We start from the raw sequence: 16,144 nt of genomic DNA, 5'->3' as shown, positions 1-16,144 counted from the left end.
TCTACCTAGTGCGTGCAGAAACAAACTGCGGTGAGCTATAACATGTTCGTAAAAGCAATAAAAACCGTATTCACCGGTATTATCCGACTTTATCAATATGCAATCAGCCCCCTGCTAGGTAACAATTGCCGCTTCTACCCAAGCTGCTCTCACTACATGCTTGAAGCAATTGAAATACATGGCCTTTTAAAAGGCACCGGGCTTGGCACTCTTAGAATTCTCAAATGCCACCCATGGCACGAGGGAGGAGTCGACCCGGTTCCACCGGCGTGCCAATGTGATACGCATAAACACACCCCTCCTCCGCAAAGCTAAATAGTGTTTAAGCCTTCCTACAAAAACGCGTTACAATACGCGCATACCTCTATGAACTTATACGATCCAACAAAACAGCATTCACTGGAAGGCTATCCTTGATGTTTTCGCCCTTAGCTGTCATTTCAACCGTCATTGTCTATATGCTTCTGCTCTTTACGGTTGCTCAACTCGTTGAGAGACGGGTAGCAAAAACAGGCACCCCCCTCAAAAGCCCATGGATCTACGCGCTTTCCCTTGCGGTATTCCACACATCATGGACGTTTTATGGCAGCGTAGGTTTTGCAAGCACATCAGGGCTACTTTTTCTGGGTATCTATGTTGGGGCGTTAATCGGTATTATTTTCTGGTGGGTCACGCTCAGAAAAATGGTTGCTATTAAAGAAACCTTTCGTATAACCAGTATCGCCGATTTTATATCAACCCGATATCGGCGCTCACAAAAAATTGCCGGGCTGGTCACGCTAATTGCCTTAATAGGCATCCTTCCTTATATCGCACTGCAATTAAAAGCCATCGTCAATTCATTTGAGATCATTACGCAAGACCACGGCCCTGCATGGGAATACAGCGGCCTGTTTGTCATATTAATAATGACCGCTTTCACCATTATATTTGGTGTTCGTAAACTTGATCCAACGGAACGGCATCAAGGAATGATCGTTGCGCTGGTGGTTGAAAGCATTGTAAAACTCGTTGCTTTTGTCAGTGTTGGCTTGTTTGTCTGTTTTATTCTCTATGATGGCCCAGGCGACATTTATGCTCGCATGATAGAAGCAAACCTCTCCTATCTGACCCAATTCGATGTTGTGGATAATAGTGCCAGCATGTGGGTGACACTCATCATTCTGAGTTTTGCCGGTATCTATCTCCTACCAAGACAGTTTCATGTCGCGGTCGTTGAAAATACTGACAAGAAACATATAAAAACCGCGATGTGGTTATTCCCGCTTTATATTATAGCTATCAACTTATTTGTCGTTCCGCTGGCAGCGGCGGGCCTGATGTCAGGCATTCCTGCTGAATATGCTGACTTTTTTGTTTTATTATTACCACAACAAGCAGGCTACCAGGGGCTTACGCTATTTGCCTTTATTGGCGGTTTTTCTGCCGCGACCGGTATGATCATCATTACCACCATGACATTAGCCACCATGGTTTCGAATCATCTTTTATTACCCATTATTGAATCTGTTACCGCCACGCAGCGCTTGCGCGCTCACCTCTTGCAAATTCGCTGGGTACTGGTGGCGTTGATTTTAACAGGCAGTTATTGGTTCGAACGCGAATTCAGTGATTCTTACATTCTGGTCGCCATTGGCTTACTCTCTTTTGTCGCTATTTTACAGTTCGCACCCGCCGCTTTTGGTGGTATGTTCTGGCATCGGGGCAATAGCGGGGGTGCTTTTTCAGGCTTGCTCGCAGGATTTTTTATCTGGTGTTACACCTTAGGCTTGCCTACTTTCATCAAACAAGGCTGGTTGAGTCCAACTATTCTGACGGAGGGTCCCTGGGGCATAGAGCAACTAAAGCCGGAAGCACTGCTTGGGCTTGACGACTTTAACCCACTCACACACAGTGTTATATGGACTTTACTATTTAACATCAGCTTCTACATTATTGGCTCATTGATATACCACCCGCATAAAGATGAACGCACGCTGACGACAGAGTTCATGGCGGCGTTGCAACCACAAATCATAAACAAGAAAGCACGCCCAACAGGGCTGGATGCGTACATAACACTAAGCATCAAAATAGAAGAAGCTAAAAACCTACTCGCCCAATACTTAACGGCAGATAAAGCGCGAGAGTCGGTATACACCATCGCAGAAGACTTACAGGTACTTGGCAAAGCCTACATAACAATCATTGAATTAATTGAGTTCCATCGGATGATTGAGCATCTACTGGCGGGTTCCATTGGAGCGGCCAGTGCGCATAGCGCACTCGAACAAACAATTCGCTATTCTGAGCGGGAATCCAGTGATCTTAAAGCGCTTTATAGCCATATAGTCAATGAGTTAAGCACCCAGAGTGTCGTACAGAAACAAGGCAATGAAGACGCTGATGATGACGATGATCATTTACCGAATGGCTTCGGAATGCTATCGAGTCTTCAGTCACAAATAGATACACTCGAAGCCACCATCACTGCGCAACAACAAGAGATCGTGCTTCTGGAAACAAAACTAGACACCCGGTACGAAGAGATATTTAAATACCGAACAGAATCACAACGAATTAAACAAGAAAATGATGACCTTAGAAATCAGGCAAATCTACTTCCACGCAACGTAAACGTATCACCAAAAGAAAGCAGCTAAACTAATAAAAGACGATAATATCAGGTGGCATGACTCTGCCACCTGATATTAATCAATTACTCTTCTTTATGCAGGTGTACATCCATCTGCGGAAAGGGAATAGAAATACCCGCCTCATCAAAACGTAACTTAACTTTCTCATTAGTATCCCAAAGCACCGCCCAGTAGTCCGCCGTTTTAACCCAAGGGCGTACCACGAAGTTAACACTGCTATCAGCTAGCGCAGAAACAGCAACCACCGGTGCTGGTTCCAGCAAAACACGCTCGTCCTCAGCTATGATTTCAGCTAACAATGTCTTCGCTTGCAGCAGATCAGCATCATAACCAATGCCAAATATCATATCGACCCGACGGGTATCACGTTTCGAATAATTGGTAATTACGCCGCCGTAGATCGGCCCATTAGGCACGATGACCTCTCGATTATCGCCGGTACGCATAACGGTACTGAAAATTGAGATACTCTCAACAACACCTGAAACGCCCGCCGCCTCAATAAAATCACCTGCACGGAAAGGACGAAACACCACCAGCAACACACCAGCGGCAAAGTTTTTCAAAGAATCCTGCAGTGATAAACCTATTGCCAAACCAGCGGCACCCACAATCGCGATCAACGAAGAGGTATTAACACCTAATTGATCAAGAGAAGCGACGACCACAAAAAGCAGTAATACAGCACCTAAAATAGACGTGATGAAATTAATCAACATATCATCCATTTTTGACTTACGTAACAGCTTTCTGGCTAAACTCATCATCAGGCCGATAACCATACGCCCAACAATAAATACGGCTAGAGCAGTCAGAACATTGATGATCCAGGGTACGATATATTCATTTTGCAGGGCGATTAACTGGTTTGAATCCAAAAAATTTTCCATCTATGACTCCTTCGTCTAATCGGACTTATTAATATGGGGGCACTATTATCCCTTGCGGAAGTAAAAAAACATACTTTTAAAGGAACTTTAGTCCGTACTTTCCATCGTATAATCCATAAAATGCTTTACTATAAGATTCTACTCAGAGACATCCATACACAATATTTATCTGAGACAAAGGCTCTCTGAATTATGAAAAAATACGTTTTAGCAACAGCGCTCATATCAACAACTATCTTTGCCCTCCCTGCATTTGCGGAGAAAGGACACATCGCTGATGATGTGTTTGTATTTATGCACGGTGGGCCCAGTAATCAATATCGAATTTCCGGACGTGTACATAGCGGCTCCCCGATAGATATCCTCAAAAAAAGCAATGATGGAAAGTATATTCAGGTACGCACAAGCGCTGGATCAGTTGGTTGGGTTGATGCCAACAATATTGAGAATGGCGATAGTATCCAGATTCGGATGCCTAAACTCGAATCTGCGCTCGAAAGTAGCCAAACACTGGTAAAACAGCAGTCAACCGAAATTCAGAGTCTGACAAGTGAACTGGACACCTTTAAAGCAGAAAATGGTACCTATTCAGATCAGTTATCCAAATTAAACACTGATATAGAAGAGCTGAACCGTCAGATAGACAATATGGATGAAAGTAATCTTATGCGCTGGTTCACTTACGGTGGCTTGGTTGCGCTAGGAGGTGTGTTTTTAGGCCTACTTCTACCCTATATGCCTAAAAAGAAAAAACGCCGCGATGATTGGCTATAGCAAAAAACAAAAAAAGCCGATGTACATCGGCTTTTTTTTGGTGTCATTCAATTACAAAAATGACTAATCCAGCGCTAAAGTTGAAAGTGTGTATTGGCGAACACGTTTTTGCAATTCAGTATTATCAGTCAGTGACTCACCATAAGAAGGCACTAATTCCTTCATCTTTTTCTGCCACTGCGGCGTTGCCATTTTTTCAGGAAAGCAGCGCTCTACGATATTAATCATAGTACTCACAGCAGTCGATGCACCCGGCGAAGCGCCTAACAGCGCAGCAAGAGAATGGTCAGCGGCAGTGATTACTTCAGTACCGAATTCCAGTTTACCGCCTGTCTCTTTGTCTTTTTTGATGATCTGAACACGCTGGCCCGCGGTCGCTAATGTCCAATCGTCATTATCCGCGTCAGTATAAAATTTACGCAAAGAGTCCATACGGGCATCATGTGACTGCATTGCTTCACTAATCAAATAGCGTGTTAAATCCATGTTATTTTTACCAACAGACAGCATAGATTTAAGATTATTAGCCCGCAAACTTTTAGGTAAATCAAGAACAGAGCCTTGCTTCAGGAACTTAGTAGTAAAACCAGCGAAAGGTCCGAACAACAAGGCTTTCTCACCGCTGATAATACGCGTGTCAAGATGCGGAACAGACATAGGAGGCGCACCAATAGGCGCTAAGCCGTAAACCTTAGCAAAATGTTTTTCAACTATTTCAGGTTTTTTACATACCAACCATTGACCACTAACAGGGAAGCCACCGTAACCATCACCTTCAGGAATACCCGATAACTGTAATAATGGTAAAGCACCACCACCGGCACCTAAAAAGACAAAACGAGCATTAATAACTTCGTCATCACCTGTCGTTTTATTTTTTAGTTCGACGCGCCATTGACCGTTATCCCGCTGCTCAAGATCTTTAACCGTATGACCGAGCAACAATTCAAAATTATCCTGCGATTCAAGATAACTCGCCATATTACGTGCCAGAGAACCAAAATCTACATCGGATCCATAACGAACACGCGTACCTGCAATGCTCTCCATAGGGTTGCGGTTTTCAAGAATCAGTGGCATCCACTCACGCAACACTCTTGGATCTTCACTGTATTCCATATCAGAAAATAGCGGTGACTGACTCAGTGCTTCATAACGCTTACGCAGAAAAGCTACGTTTTCTTCACCCCAGACAAAACTCTGATGAGGTGTCGGATGGATAAAGTTTTCAGGGGAAGGCAAAGCACCCTGCTGCACCAGATAAGACCAGAACTGCAAGCTAACTTCAAAAGCAGAATTAATTGCGAAAGCTTTGCGGGTATCGATACTACCGTCAGGTAACATCGGCGTATAGTTCAGCTCACAATAGGCTGCATGCCCAGTGCCGGCATTATTCCAACCATCAGTACTCTCGTGGGCTACGTGGTTTAAACGTTCAACCATCACGATATTAAAGGAAGGGTCGAGCTGCTTAAGAAGCATGCCCAGGGTAGTACTCATCGCACCCGCACCCACCAACAACACGTCTACCGATTTTGCTGTCATTTTGCTCTTCACCATTTCTAATATAAATATGGGATTTGAAAATCACATCCGATAGTTCTGTTCAATACTGGTATATCAGCATTAAATCAAACGGTAACGAAACTTTTGGTTTCATCAATAACCGGATGTCCTACCCCAGCATTTTCGTACTGACTAAAAGCATATGAATATGACATTTCGTCCTTCATATGGGGAATATTTGCGCGAATTATACGGGTTCTTTTACAAAAGTCTTGAAAAATTGAGCCATTAGTACTGGTCAATTCGTAGTATACAATCATTATCGAACGATATTGAGTACCGCTAAGCAAGCACCTTAACCCGTTAAAAATTCTCGATTTTTATTTAATTCGTTAATATTTATAGATTAGTTCAGTGGAACTTTTTTGATAAAGAATATGTCTCTGTTGAGCACACACATTTTATAGATATAAAAATCGCCATTAATTTTCATTATCAACTAAATAGTTATATACCATTAGCAAACTATTCCTTACAGGTGTCTGATAGAGAACGTCTAGCTGAACTGAATTTATCAGGGAGTATTTATGGAACGCGTTACGATTTTTGGCAAAGAAGGCTGTGGTTTTTGTAAACGAGCTAAGCTGCTATGTGAGCAGAATAATTTTGCTTTCAAGTATCTGGATATCCATCAGGAAAATATTAGTCAGGCTGATTTGGAACAAACCATCGGCAAGCCTGTCAATACAGTACCTCAGATTTTTATTGGCAAAGAATATATTGGCGGATACACAGAGTTCGCCAAAAAAGTTGCTGAAACAGGACTTTAGAGGCTAAAGTGTAATTACATCTTCTCAGGGTGTAATTAGATATTGATGAAAACAGACGAGGTAATATATGACTATTATGGCAACTATCATCTGCGCAGCAATTGCCGTTTATATAGGTAAAGCATTACTTGATCATAACCATCAACAAAAAATGCAGCCCATTCGGATTAAGAATGATAGCCCTACAGATCGTCTTCACACTAAACGTCGCCGTTAATAAGAACATAGAGGCGTTTTAACACGTCTCTGCTTATTCTGGATTAAGGGCGGTCTGATTTACATCAAACGCCCCATATTCTCGCCGCCAACCCACTCATCCTGACCGTGGGTTTATCAATTGATGAGGTGATAGTTTTTAATGAACCGTACAACGTGCAATGCTTTTTCGCACGCGTAATACCGGTATATACTAACTCCCGGCTGACTACTTTCGCTTCTTCTACCAACACCAGTGTTACATCATCAAACTCTGATCCCTGACTTTTATGCACCGTCATTGCAAAGACAGTTTCATGCTGTGGTAAACGGCTGGTAATATACGGAACTAAAGCCCCCCCCTGCTCAAACCATACTTTGAGTTGCTGTGTTTCAGAATCGACTAACGCAATACCGATATCACCATTATACAACTGCAGAGAACGGTCATTACGGGTAATCATTACCGGACGGCCAGGATACCAGCGACCATTCATGTCAATAAGACCACGGCTTTGCGCCAGTTTTTCAAAATCGGCATTCAGCGTCTCAATACCGAAAATCCCTTTGCGCAAACCACATAACACCTGAAAAGCTGAAAAGCGTTTTACAATCGCTTCAGGCGATTCCTGAGCGGTCACAGCGGCCAGATAGGCTCTATATTTATCCAGCATATGCTGAAGCAGCTGGGAGTTATCCGTCACGCTAACAGGTAGTTGCTGCAGATCTGGATAACCTGACTGCAACACGTGCCGCACTTCCTCTGCACTGCCGTTGTTAACCGCGCGTGCCAGTGCGCCAATACCGCTATCCATTGAAAAACGATAACTACGTGTAAGGAATGCCACGGAGTCCGCAAATAATAGTTTTTTTGTCTGAGCAGACTCTGGCAAATCACAGGTTATGCGTAATAATTCAGCCATGTGATTGCTGCCTCTCACTTGCTCAGGGAGGGAGCAAAGATCACCCAACACACTGCCAGCCTCCACAGACGCTAACTGTTCTTTATCGCCAATTAAAATAAGCCGGGCATGTTCCGGCAATGCGGCCAATAATGCAGCCATCATTGGCAAATCAATCATTGAGGCCTCATCAACCACCAGCAGATCAAGATGCAATGGATTATCAAGATTATACTTAAACGCGGCCTGGCCAGGACGTGCGCCTAGCAGCCGATGTAAAGTGGTCCCCTGATCAGGTATCAGATTCTTAATATCTTCGCCTACATCAAGGGCAGCACGTGCCTGACCTATCGATTCCGACAATCGCGCGGCGGCTTTTCCTGTCGGGGCCGCCAGACAAATTACCGGAACATACTCTGGATTAAGGTTACGCTGCATCTGTAAATAGATTGCCAGCATCCGTGTAATTGTCGTGGTTTTACCGGTTCCAGGTCCACCGCTGATAATCGCTAAAGATTGCATCACGGCAGTCGCTGCCGCTACGCGCTGTCCGTCGGGTTGCGAATTGCTGCTACTCTGGTCAATGTTCTGATCAACGTTCAGGCTAACGTCTTGCTTAAAAAGCACATCCAGTTTTTCTTTAAGGAACGCAACATCAAATTCAATCGGTTTCGCTCTGGCTAACAGGTCACAGGCAACCTGACACTCATATTGCCAATAACGATATAGATACATTCTGTCTTTATCCAAGACCATAGGCGTTAATTCACTACCATCTCCCAGAACCAGAGAATCGATTAACGTATCGACTGAACCGCCCGCCAAAAGAGCGTTAGCTTCTTCCCGCAATAAGCCAGGCCATGCAGACCAGATCACCTCCAATTTACCCAGATGGATACATATATGCCCCTCTCCCAGTTGCTGGCTGGTCAACGCTGCCAGCAAGACCAACAATTCAGGCATCTCGGGTTGCTGCCTTGTTAGCCATTGAGCGAAATGAATATCCAACGGCCGCAGATAACCGTGCGTATGAAGATCATCCAACAGTTTCATACCGATACTCCCATAAACATGTGATCCAACGCATCAATCAACGCGAAATCCGGCTTGGTATAAAACACACCTTGTTCTGGATTATCTGGATGCATCCCTCGCAGAAACAGGTAATACACGCCTCCGATATGAATTTCGTAGTCATAGTCAGGCAAGCGGATTTTAAGCAATCGATGTAACGCGAGCGTATACAACACATACTGCAGATCATAGCGATGTTCAATCATGGCCCCGGCCATCGCCTCCTGGCTATAATCCTCTGCGGTGTAGCCCAAATGATTCGATTTATAATCCACCACATAATAACGGCCGTCATAACGCAGAGTCAGATCGATGTAACCTTTCAGCATCCCCTGTATCTGATCAAACTGCAGCGTGCCTGCCCGCATCGCTAAGGGGTCATGCTGACGTAATAACTGATTCAGCTGTGGTGCATTCATTGAGGCAAAAGGCAGTACAAACTCCATCTCAACCAAGCGGTCCTGATGAGCGATATCCATCAATCGACAGTCGGCCTGCATTAAAGGCACCTGCAATACTTGTTGAATAAAATCAGCCAGCACCGGCTGCCATTCAGACTCAAAACCGCTTAATAGCAGATGTTTTTCAAGCACTTCATTTAACTGTTCAGGTGTTACCGTCGCAAAATCAATCTCTTCAAACAACGTATGCAGGAAAGTACCGGCTGCCGCGCCACGATGAAACGTGAAAATATTGAAAACGCCCGCCCTATCATCTTCAGTAATGTCCTGCTCTTCGAGTACTTCAAGATCAATATTAATTTCAGTGACAGGCTCACGTGTATGAAACCGACTTAATGCTGAGTAACTGGTCACACGCCAGTCACGCTGAATCATGCCTGTAAATGTTCGCGTTACGGGGGCAGCGGGAACTTCTTCTGGTGAAGCAAACATATCCAGCGTACCCATACTATGAGCCGGTATAGATTCTGGTAATGGCTCCACATGTAATGCGGGAAAAGCAGCGGCGAACCGATTAACCGCCTCAGCCAGGTCGGGCTCTGCTCCCATCAACAGATAACCCAACGCACTATTGACAGTTTTTCCTTTTTTGCTGTTGCGGTAACGGATATCGCACACCCCTAAATAACAGGCATGTACGGCACGGGTAATCGCGACATAAAGTAAGCGAAGATCTTCCGCTAAACGCTCTTTTTCGACCCGTGCTTTGATCTCTTCATCGGGCTCCAGGCTCAGCACAGAACGCCCGTCATCGTCGTGATAGAGCGACGAGGAGCTATCCCGATAGCGGCAAATAAAAGGCAGATAGACAAGCTCGTATTCCAGCCCTTTAGATTTATGGATGGTGATAATCGTCACACGAGAACGGTCGCTTTCCAGGTGCAACTGTTGTTCATCCGAGTTCTGATTGGGGCTGGCAAGATGTTCAGCTAACCAACGCAGCGTTCCCATCATACCTTCTACATCCTGACTGGCCTGTTGCAGCAATTCACCCAGGTGTAACAGATCGGTGAGGCGACGTTCGCCCTCTTCATTCGCCAGTATTCGGTTAGACAAGCGCCGCGTAGCCAGCAGATTATGCAGCATAGGCAATACTCCTAAGCGCTGCCAATGCTCACGATATTGTTGGAACTCAGCCACCAGCGCTTCCCATTCCAGCTCACTCTGGCATAAGTGATCCAACTCAGACATATTCAGATGAAATAAGCCGGTTGCCAACGCCGTCCGCAGCGTACGCTCGTCGGTAGGTTCAGCAATCGCCTGCAGAATATAGAACAACTCACGCGCTTCTACCGTACTGAATACACTTTCGCGGCTAGACAGAAACACCGAGGCAATACCACGGCCACGCAGTGCTTGTTGAATTTCTTTGGCCTCTTTACGATCCCTCACCAATACCGCGATATCGGCGGGTAAAGCACGTCGTTCGCCTATGTGATACTGGCCAGAGTTCAATACCGATTCAATATGCTGCGCGCAGGCAGCCGAATAACGTTTAAGGTAGTCCCCTGCGCTTAGCGATTCATCAGCCAACCAAAAATTCAGCGCAGGCTGAACCTGGCCATTACTGCTAAAAGGTGTTTTATCGGCCTGTGCCGATGCTTTAGCGGCGTAAAACGGAATATCCTGATCATATATAAAAGGCGAATCAACGTATCCGAACAGTGCGTTAGCGGCGGTAACCATGGCCGTAGATGAGCGCCAATTGGTGTCCAGCGTATAATGTGCCGTTACCTGCTTACGCGCCTGCATATAGGTGAAAATATCAGCGCCCCTAAAAGCGTAAATAGATTGTTTCGGATCACCTATCATCAGTAACGCCGAAGGCGCTGCCGGATAGATTTGATTGAAAATCGCATATTGCAGCGGGTCAGTATCCTGAAATTCATCGATCATCGCGATCGGATACTGCTTACGAATGGCCTCTGCCAGCCTTTCACCGCCGTCTCTGCGTAAAGCTGATGCCAATTGAGTCAGCAGGTCGTCAAACGCCAGTAATTGATGACGTGCCTTTTCAGCTTGTAAGCGTTTCTTCACTTCGCCCAGGGATTGCGAAATAATGACAGCTTCAACCGGTACACGAAGATCGAACAATTGATCGATCTGCACAAAAACCGGATGCTGTGGCGGTGACCCTTTGGGGCAATCATCCTCAATAATTGAAGCCCGGAAATAATTCAGTTTATCCCAGGGCGCATGCGGCTCATCGCCCTGCGCATACGCGGAAACAACCTCCAGCCAGCCCGGCAGGTTACGCTTACTGTAACGGCGCTTATTAATACCAGAAGCGTCGATCAACGGAGCTAAATCGGCCACCGCGGCCAGCCAGGATTGTTTAAAGAGCAGCAACGCCTGTTTTTGCGCCTGCCAGCCCGCCTTAAGATCAAACTGACTATAGTCCGGCTCCTGTACCAAATCAGGTATACCCAAAAAACTACGAATAGCAGGCAGCAAGTTATCCGGCGTTTTGAACTGCTGCAGCATCTCACCTGCCAGTTCATCAGAGGCCTGATAAAAAGCATCGCGCCAATAATCCAGCAACGCCTGACGAATAAGGGGAGCATCATCGGTGGTGAGCTCCTGATTGAAAAGCGCACCACTCTCAAACGCATGCCGTTTGAGCATCCGCTGACAAAACCCGTGAATCGTAAAGATCGCCGCCTGATCCATCTCCGCTGCCGCCAGCTCAAGTAAGCGGGCTTTATCCTGATGATCTGTTGTGTGATCTAATAACCGCGCTAATAACGGGTCCTTACTTTCGCCCGCTATAAACGCTTTTCGGGCTTCCCTGATGCGCTGCCGAATTCTATCCCGTAACTCCTGTGTTGCCGCTTCGGTAAAGGTCACGACCAAAATCTGTTCAACGCCCAAAGGGGTTTGGCTTTGCTGCAAAGCTTCCTTATCTGAATCAGCCCCTGATCCAGAACCAGAACTTAAGCCCAGCAGTAAACGCAGATACAAAGCGGCCAGCGTGTAGGTTTTACCCGTTCCTGCGCTGGCTTCGATCAGGCATTGGCCTGTGATCGGGAGAGTGATCGGATCCAGAAGCTTAATTGTCATCTTTATCGACTTCCAGATAGTTCATCATTTCACTAAACAGCTGATCAGAATACGCGAATACACCGGATTCCAGCATACGCCACTCGGGGTAAACCCGCCGCACATAGGGATTGCTGCCATCTCCACCTCTGTCACTTTCAAAACGACTCTGGGCGTCTTTGCGGGCACGATCTTCATCCTTCTCGCGAAGGCTTAACCATTTCCAGGCAGGTTCGGGTATCCAGTTAAGAGGGAGGCGTTGCCCTTCCCGATAAACGCTGATGAGTTGTGTGAGTTCTTGATGAGCCAGTTCAGCAGATACCGGCTTAAAACTAAACTGTTCGCTCAAACCCCGATAAATAGTGCGCTCGGCAAAGCCTGCGGCACAGGTCGCCAAATGCTGTATCCACGTAATAAAACGGTGTCTGCCAGATACTTTGGATACATCATATTTGAGTACGCCACCCTGATAAGCATCATTAACCCAGCCCTGCAGCGTCAGGTCACAGGCTTCCATCTCAGTAGAACCGCAGTTCCCTGACTCTGAAAGTTTGCCTGACCCTGAAAGCTTTCCTAATCCCGGAAACCTCAGCTTAATCTCTAAACGACGTGGCTCACCTGTCATCAGTGGTTGCATTTTTTCATACAGCTCACCGATATCACGGGTTCGTTTGAATAGTTCAATATCACCCGCCTTACCTACCGGCAATACACCAGACTGACGGATGTATTGTCCGGTCGCTTCTAATCCATCGCCCCGCAATGCAGATTTCAACAACCGCTTGCGTAAATGGTAATCGGTCAACGGCTCCAGATGAAATGGCTCTTCGTCAGATAAGACCAGCTCATCATCACGGAAATAGATTTGCATTCTTTTCTGAAAAAAATACTGAATCGGATGCCGGTAGAACATGATGAGTTCTTCCAGTTCCAGCTGCTCACATTCTGTTTCCTGAAGCTTACCTTTGATAAAATTTTCAGCCTGACCTCTTGCAACTTGAGCCGCCTCAGCCTGAGGAATAGCCCAACGCGCGTTATAGCTGAATAAACGCTCAGACGAGGCATCAAAATAAGCAGGACTGTAGGCCGTTAACGGATGTTCAAGTAATAAATGCTGCTGGACGAGCAACGCTAAGCCCTCAATCCGATAGGCCTGGTCACAATATTCCAAGACTTCGCTGACTAACACCGAGGGGACGCGTTTGGAATTATCCGCAATCGAGCGTCCCACATAACTGATATAAAGTGTTTCACGTGCGGACAACAGTGCTTCGAGAAACAGGTATCGATCATCATCACGGCGAGAGCGGTCGCCTTTGCGAGGATGGTCGACCATCAGGTCAAACCCCATGGGCGGCAATGAGCGCGGATAATCGCTATCATTCATGCCAAGCAAGCAAACGACCTTGAACGGAATCGCCCGCATCGGTATCAATGTACAGAAGTTAATTTGTCCGGATAAAAACCGTTGTGACGAACGCTGGCTGGAGAGTTGTTCCTGTAAATAATCCCGCAGTATCGCCACATCGATGCTGCCTTCGAAAGTGACTTCCTGAAAGGTTTCACGTAAAGATTCGAGCGCTTGATAGATGAGCTCCAGCGCTTCATGATCACGTTCATCAGGCAGATACATTGAATCCATCATCTGATGAATCTGCACGATCCACTCAGTCAGCGACTGCTCACCCGAGAACAGCTCCTTTAACTGGCCTAGCTGGGTCAGAAATGCAGATAGCTGACCCAATGCTGCCGCCGATAAGCCGCCTACCCCATCGTAAGGTGCAATATCATTCCATACCGTATCAGCTGCACCTAACGCATAACCGCTAAAAAGACGATCCATGCCAAAATGCCAGCTGTTTTGCTCAAACTGAACGCTACCGACATCCTCACGGGACGCCTGATCCAGCCCCCAATGAATACCGGTTTCATGTATCCAATGGCGAATATTCTCAAAGTCTTCCTGCTCTAAACCAAAGCGCCGCAACGTGGCGGGCAACTCTAACAGCGCTATCACTTCGGATACGCTAAAACGGCTATTATTCAGCGCAATAAGCTGCATAAAACTGCTCAGCAGCGGAATTTCCTGCTCCGCAGAGCGATCTGATATGGAATACGGCAGGAAACATTTCTGTTCAGCGTTACCAAAAACCGCATCAATATAGGGCGCGTAATGCGCCACATCCGGCATCATCACAATGATATCGCGCGGTTTCAGTGTGGCATTGTCGTTAAACATCGCCAATAACTGATCTTGCAGAATTTCCACTTCACGTAACGCGCTGTGTGCCGAATGCAGTTGAATACTCTGGTCGTCTGCAGCAAAGCTAATAGGCATCAGATCAGGATCTTGATGTAAGTGCTCTAAAACCGACCCTCGGTTATTCAGCTCAAGAATGTCCGATTGTAAAGCGCTTAGCATCAAGTCATAGCAGGCATCGTTAAACAGCCCGACTTCCGGCAACTCCATTTGTTGAATCAGATACAGATAATCACGCCCCAGCTTACCCATCGACGCTAATAAAGGATGACCTGTTTGGTAGGTACTGTCGGCATCCTGCCCCTTCGATAACCAGAGCCTATTCAACCGCGCCAGATAAGCGGGATCGACGATATCACCCCAATAATGTCGACATGGATTCGCCAGCATTAAATGAACATCAATTTTTTCACCTAAGGCGGCGAGTGCTTCAATATAGTTTTGAGGTAATGCAGAGATGCCAAACACAAAGATGCGTTGCGGCACGCCCGATAAAACTGAACTTTTATCAGACAGCGCACTAATAAAAGTGTCGTACATATTGGCACGGTGCCAGTGCGGTAATCCTCTGGCACTTGTATCGGCAACAATCGCCCGCCATAAAACCGGTTGCCAACGCTGTTCCTGGTCATCGGCGGGCTGATCATCACCCTGCTCCCAGGCAGCAATCCAGTCAGGGCGATAAACAAGATACTGATCGTATAGATCAGCTACCTTTGCACAGAGATGATAAAGGCGCAGCGGATCATCATCCTGTTTAAGGTATTGTCTGAGAATACTGAACAGATCATCATTGAGATGCTCAGGCAAAATCCTCATTAACACCCAGGTCATCGATGCTTTATTGTACGCGGAGCGCTCAGGAACATCGTCAAGTGCCGCGACAAAGACTTTCCAGAGGAAACTTGCCGGCAAAGGGAACTCAATATTAGCAGCAATGCCCAGGCGTTCAGCTAACTCTAATTTTAGCCACTGCGCCATTCCGGGGCTTTGAACCAAAATCTGATCCGCCAGAAAGGGATCTGATTGCGGATCATTTTTGATCATCTCAACCAGTATATCGCGCAGAGTATCCAGCGCATTTGAGTGATAAATCCTTAACATGGTCCTGTCCCGTGATAGCTCGCCTTATCATCGCCAGCCCTGTGATAAATAAAAGCGATCGCTAACCGGCAGGAGGAATGCCTGACTGACTCAGCTCCTCTGATTTATCGACAAACACAAAGCCACCTTCAGTTGTCCATACATCTTTACCTTGTTCAACCCGGACCACACCGGTAAAGCGCTTACCCAAGTACGTAACAGCATCTTCTAGTGTGTCGATTTCACACAACATCACACCACCACGTTCATCTTGCGTCGCGAACAGAAAACTTTTCACTTCAATCTCCTGCTTTTTCAACATCAAAACATCATCTATTTTAACGTAAGTATTTGTTTTATTATCCGCATCAAACATGCTGACAACTATTGTGCCATCTTACTGGAACTCAATTGGTGCAGCCATTGATAAATAATTGTTTTATGTGCGATTATGTTTTTTTAAATCATCTATAACTAACTTGACTACCATTAAC

The 16,144-nt window shown here is 46.0% G+C and carries 11 protein-coding genes; 5 read left to right on the top strand and 6 right to left on the bottom strand.

All coding sequences use genetic code 11. The annotated features are described in order from the left end of the window. The first annotated feature begins 42 nt into the window (after window positions 1-42). Together yidD and Nant_RS01865 are read left to right on the top strand one after the other, a co-directional pair. Window positions 43-315 carry a membrane protein insertion efficiency factor YidD gene (yidD, locus tag Nant_RS20925; RefSeq protein WP_076496095.1) on the top strand — a complete coding sequence of 91 codons (273 nt, stop codon included), beginning with the start codon at window positions 43-45 and terminating at the stop codon, window positions 313-315. A 101-nt stretch (window positions 316-416) separates the two neighbouring features. Then, window positions 417-2,642 carry a sodium:solute symporter family protein gene (locus tag Nant_RS01865; protein ID WP_054339941.1) on the top strand — a complete coding sequence of 742 codons (2,226 nt, stop codon included), beginning with the start codon at window positions 417-419 and terminating at the stop codon, window positions 2,640-2,642. Between the two features lie 56 nt (window positions 2,643-2,698). Here Nant_RS01865 and Nant_RS01860 read toward each other — a convergent pair whose 3' ends face one another. Next, complete coding sequence (locus Nant_RS01860) at window positions 2,699-3,526, bottom strand: mechanosensitive ion channel family protein (RefSeq protein WP_054339940.1); 828 nt, start codon at window positions 3,524-3,526, stop codon at window positions 2,699-2,701. A gap of 192 nt (window positions 3,527-3,718) precedes the next feature. Here Nant_RS01860 and Nant_RS01855 point away from each other — a divergent pair, with 192 nt between their 5' ends. Beyond that, window positions 3,719-4,300, top strand: coding sequence for a TIGR04211 family SH3 domain-containing protein (locus Nant_RS01855; RefSeq protein WP_054339939.1), 582 nt, complete (start codon window positions 3,719-3,721; stop codon window positions 4,298-4,300). A gap of 63 nt (window positions 4,301-4,363) precedes the next feature. On the opposite strand, the gene mqo is transcribed toward Nant_RS01855, so the two are convergent. Continuing rightward, the gene (mqo, locus tag Nant_RS01850; RefSeq protein ID WP_054339938.1) at window positions 4,364-5,845 is read right to left on the bottom strand and encodes a malate dehydrogenase (quinone); all 1,482 of its coding nucleotides are present in this window, start codon (window positions 5,843-5,845) and stop codon (window positions 4,364-4,366) included. A gap of 548 nt (window positions 5,846-6,393) precedes the next feature. On the opposite strand from mqo, the gene Nant_RS01845 reads away from it, so the two are divergent. After that, window positions 6,394-6,636 carry a GrxA family glutaredoxin gene (locus Nant_RS01845; RefSeq protein WP_054339937.1) on the top strand — a complete coding sequence of 81 codons (243 nt, stop codon included), beginning with the start codon at window positions 6,394-6,396 and terminating at the stop codon, window positions 6,634-6,636. Between the two features lie 67 nt (window positions 6,637-6,703). After that, window positions 6,704-6,853, top strand: a complete 150-nt coding sequence (locus Nant_RS21175) for a hypothetical protein (RefSeq protein WP_156298814.1) — start codon at window positions 6,704-6,706, stop codon at window positions 6,851-6,853. 64 nt (window positions 6,854-6,917) lie between these two features. On the opposite strand, the gene recD is transcribed toward Nant_RS21175, so the two are convergent. From recD to Nant_RS01825, 4 genes are all read right to left on the bottom strand, one after another. Continuing rightward, window positions 6,918-8,786 (bottom strand): exodeoxyribonuclease V subunit alpha, encoded by a 1,869-nt coding sequence (gene recD / locus Nant_RS01840; RefSeq protein WP_054339936.1) that lies wholly within the window; start codon window positions 8,784-8,786, stop codon window positions 6,918-6,920. Beyond that, a complete protein-coding gene (recB, locus tag Nant_RS01835; RefSeq protein ID WP_054339935.1) occupies window positions 8,783-12,328 on the bottom strand; it encodes an exodeoxyribonuclease V subunit beta in 3,546 nt (1,181 codons plus the stop codon). The genes recD and recB overlap by 4 nt, the downstream gene beginning before the upstream one ends. Continuing rightward, the gene (gene recC, locus Nant_RS01830; RefSeq protein WP_054339934.1) at window positions 12,318-15,671 is read right to left on the bottom strand and encodes an exodeoxyribonuclease V subunit gamma; all 3,354 of its coding nucleotides are present in this window, start codon (window positions 15,669-15,671) and stop codon (window positions 12,318-12,320) included. Before recC ends, recB begins: the two co-directional genes overlap by 11 nt. Before the next feature lie 61 nt (window positions 15,672-15,732). Next, window positions 15,733-15,948: a hypothetical protein gene (locus tag Nant_RS01825; protein ID WP_054339985.1), complete on the bottom strand. Its 216-nt coding sequence runs from the start codon at window positions 15,946-15,948 to the stop codon at window positions 15,733-15,735. Window positions 15,949-16,144: the final 196 nt, after the last annotated feature.

The organism is Neptunomonas antarctica (genome assembly GCF_001305295.1).
Taxonomy (GTDB): Bacteria; Pseudomonadota; Gammaproteobacteria; order Pseudomonadales; family Balneatricaceae; genus Neptunomonas; species Neptunomonas antarctica.
Note: the sequence above shows the minus strand (reverse complement) of the source record. Positions and strands in the feature narration are given on the sequence as shown.